This is a genomic window from Halococcus sp. IIIV-5B (assembly GCF_003602035.1).
Lineage (GTDB): Archaea > Halobacteriota > Halobacteria > Halobacteriales > Halococcaceae > Halococcus > Halococcus salsus.
Map to the genome: position 1 here is coordinate 1 of NZ_QZWE01000083.1, position 382 is coordinate 382.

Consider the following 382-nt stretch of genomic DNA (forward strand, 5'->3'; position numbering starts at 1 on the left):
AGGACCATTACTCTCGACGGGAACGCGACGGTCACACTGAACGGAAACGAAATCAACCCAGAAGACTACTCGAAAAACGTGCTTTCGGTGGTTGGGACCGGTAGCCCCACCGATTACCGCTTCTCGGTTTCGGGGTCGCTTGAGAAGAGTACCGCCAACAACGGTACGCTCGGTGATGAGGACGAGGTCAGCGGGAGTAGCGCCGAGGGCTACGTTTCCGGTGGGACGGACTCCTATGTATTCTCGGGCGAACTTAGGACCATTACTCTCGACGGGAACGCGACGGTCACACTGAACGGAAACGAAATCAACCCAGAAGACTACTCGAAAAACGTGCTTTCGGTGGTTGGGACCGGTAGCCCCACCGATTACCGCTTCTCGG

General features: G+C 56.5%; 1 pseudogene. It reads left to right on the top strand.

Features of this window, described 5'->3' with window-relative positions:
- Positions 1–382, top strand: a pseudogene (locus D3261_RS20180) (hypothetical protein); the annotation flags it as partial.